The sequence below is a fragment of the Nocardioides sp. genome (assembly GCF_035703625.1).
Taxonomy (GTDB): domain Bacteria; phylum Actinomycetota; class Actinomycetes; order Propionibacteriales; family Nocardioidaceae; genus Nocardioides.
In genome coordinates this window covers 1-2,587 of record NZ_DASSXS010000299.1, presented here as the reverse complement: position 1 = coordinate 2,587, position 2,587 = coordinate 1, and the positions used below count along the sequence as shown (strand labels likewise).

Below are 2,587 nucleotides of genomic sequence, written 5' to 3'. Positions count from 1 at the left end.
GCACCGCCGTGGCAGGGCCGGGCCGTTTGCGGCTAGGTTGCCGTGCATGACGGCGCACGATCAGGAAACGGTCACGGCCCGGACGGGCGAGCCGCTCGTCGTGCTCGAGGGTGTCAACAAGTGGTTCGGCGACCTGCACGTCCTCAAGGACATCAACCAGACCATCAATCGCGGCGAGGTCGTGGTGGTCATCGGCCCGTCCGGCGGCGGCAAGTCCACACTGTGCCGGTCGATCAACCGGCTGGAGACCATCGGTGAGGGCACGATCACCCTCGACGGCCAGCCATTGCCCCAGGAGGGCAAGGCGCTCGCGGCGCTGCGGGCCGAGGTCGGCATGGTCTTCCAGAGCTTCAACCTCTTCGCCCACAAGACGATCCTGGAGAACGTCACGCTCGGGCCGATCAAGGTCCGGGGCAAGAAGAAGGACGAGGCGGAGCGGCGGGCCAAGGAGCTCCTCGACCGCGTCGGGGTGGGGCACCAGGCGGCGAAGTACCCCGCCCAGCTCTCCGGCGGCCAGCAGCAGCGGGTGGCCATCGCCCGGGCGTTGGCGATGGACCCGAAGGTGATGCTCTTCGACGAGCCCACCTCGGCGCTGGACCCCGAGATGATCAAGGAGGTCCTCGACGTCATGGTCGACCTGGCGCAGCAGGGGATGACGATGATCGTCGTCACCCACGAGATGGGCTTCGCGCGCACGGCCGCCGACCGGGTGCTGTTCATGTCCGACGGCGCCATCGTCGAGGAGAACACCCCCGAGGAGTTCTTCACCAACCCGCAGACGGACCGGGCCAAGGACTTCCTCGGCAAGATCCTCAAGCACTGACACGCAACGACACCGGAGAAGGGAACAAGAAGATGCGACTCAAGAGGACCAAGGCGGCGCTCGCCGGCATCGGTCTGGCCATGAGCCTGGCCGCCTGCGGCGACGCGGGCAGCGGCGGCGAGGGCTCGGACGTCCAGGCCGCGGAGGACTGCGACGGCAAGTTCGACGACGGTACGCAGATGGCCGAGTGGGCCGAGTCCGGCGAGATCACCGTCGGGACGAAGTTCGACCAGCCCGGGCTCGGGTTCAAGGACGCGGCGGCCGACGCCCCCACCGGGTTCGACGTGGAGATCGCCAAGCTCCTCGTGGCGGATCTGTGCATCGACCCGGAGTCCGACGGCGTGACCTGGGAGGAGACCATCTCCGACAACCGTGAGCCCTACCTCGAGGAGGGCCGGGTCGACCTGGTCCTCGCGACGTACTCCATCACCGAGGAGCGCCGCGCGATCGTGGGCCAGACCGGCCCCTACCTGGTCACCGGCCAACAGATCCTGGTCAAGGAGGACAGCAACGTCACCGGCAAGGAGGACCTCCAGGGTGAGGAGGTCTGCTCGGCCGAGGGCTCGACGTCGATCGAGAACGTGGAGAAGGAGGGCATGGTCCCGGCTTCTGCCCCCGACTACTCCCAGTGCGTCGAGGACGTGCTCAACGGCACGGTCGAGGCGATGTCGACCGACGGCTCGATCCTGCTCGGCTACGCCGCCGAGAACCCCGGTGAGCTGAAGGTGGTCGGTGAGGAGTTCTCGGAGGAGCGGATCGGCGTCGGCTACTACCCCCCCGATGAGACCGCGACCTGCGAGTGGATCAACGGCGTGATCCAGGAGGCCTACGACGACGGCTCGTGGGCCGAGGCCTTCGAGGCCACGCTGGGCGAGGGTGGCGCGGAGACGCCCGAGCCGCCGGCCCTGGACGAGTGCGCCTGATCGACCGACACCGACGGTGGGGTGGCCGGTCCGACCGGCCACCCCACGGTCTCGACAGGATGTTGAACGGAGGCTGACCCGTGCAGGTCGTGCTCGACAACTGGGACCTGGTGGTACGTGCCTTCACCTACACCGTCCTGCTCTTCCTGATCGCCGGGGTCCTCTCGCTGGTCTTCGGCACCCTGCTGGCGGCGATGCGGGTCGGGCCCATCGGGGTTCTCGTCAAGGCCGCCGCCGTCTACGTGACGATCGTCCGCAACACCCCGTTGCTGATCGTGCTGATCTTCTTCCGGATCGCCGGCCCCAAGGTCGGTCTCCAGTTCGGCTTCGTCGACATCGTGATCGGCGAGATCCGGATCAACAAGCTCTTCGCCGCGTGCGTCGTGGCGCTCACGGTCTACACCTCGGCGTTCGTCTGCGAGGCGCTCAGGTCGGGGGTCAACGCCGTTCCGCTCGGGCAGGCCGAGGCGGCCCGCGCGATCGGGCTGCCCTTCGGCGGGGCGATGACCCAGGTGATCCTCCCGCAGGCCTTCCGGGCGTCGGTCCCGCCGCTGGCCAGCGTCCAGATCGCGCTGCTCAAGAACACGACGCTCTGCGGTCTCTTCGGGGTCAGCGAGGCGTTCTACCGGATGAAGCTCTTCACCAACGACGAGCCCGGCCAACGGATCGGCATCTTCCTCTCCTTCGCCCTGATCTTCGTGCTCCTGGTGGAGATCGTCTCCTTCGTCGCCAACCGGCTCGAGCGGCGCTGGAGGGTGGCGGCATGAGCGCGAGCGTCCTCTTCGATGCACCGGGTCCGGCGGCGGCGGCCCGGCACCGCATCTACACCGTCCTCGCGGCG

General features: G+C 68.3%; 3 protein-coding genes. All 3 read left to right on the top strand.

The features are described 5' to 3' along the window. Nucleotides 1-46: 46 nt before the first annotated feature. On the top strand, nt 47-823 hold the full coding sequence (locus VFN12_RS15790) for an amino acid ABC transporter ATP-binding protein (RefSeq protein ID WP_325119703.1): 777 nt from the start codon (nt 47-49) through the stop codon (nt 821-823). A gap of 32 nt (nt 824-855) precedes the next feature. Beyond that, a complete protein-coding gene (locus VFN12_RS15785) occupies nt 856-1,746 on the top strand; it encodes a glutamate ABC transporter substrate-binding protein (protein WP_325119702.1) in 891 nt (296 codons plus the stop codon). An 80-nt stretch (nt 1,747-1,826) separates the two neighbouring features. Next, on the top strand, nt 1,827-2,513 hold the full coding sequence (locus VFN12_RS15780) for an amino acid ABC transporter permease (RefSeq protein ID WP_325119701.1): 687 nt from the start codon (nt 1,827-1,829) through the stop codon (nt 2,511-2,513). Nucleotides 2,514-2,587 lie beyond the last annotated feature (74 nt).

Excerpts from the sequence above, each read along its gene's own strand:
- VFN12_RS15785 (WP_325119702.1), top strand. The coding sequence starts at position 856 with ATGCGACTCAAGAGGACCAAGGCGGCGCTCGCCGGCATCGGTCTGGCC.
- VFN12_RS15790 (WP_325119703.1), top strand. The coding sequence starts at position 47 with ATGACGGCGCACGATCAGGAAACGGTCACGGCCCGGACGGGCGAGCCG.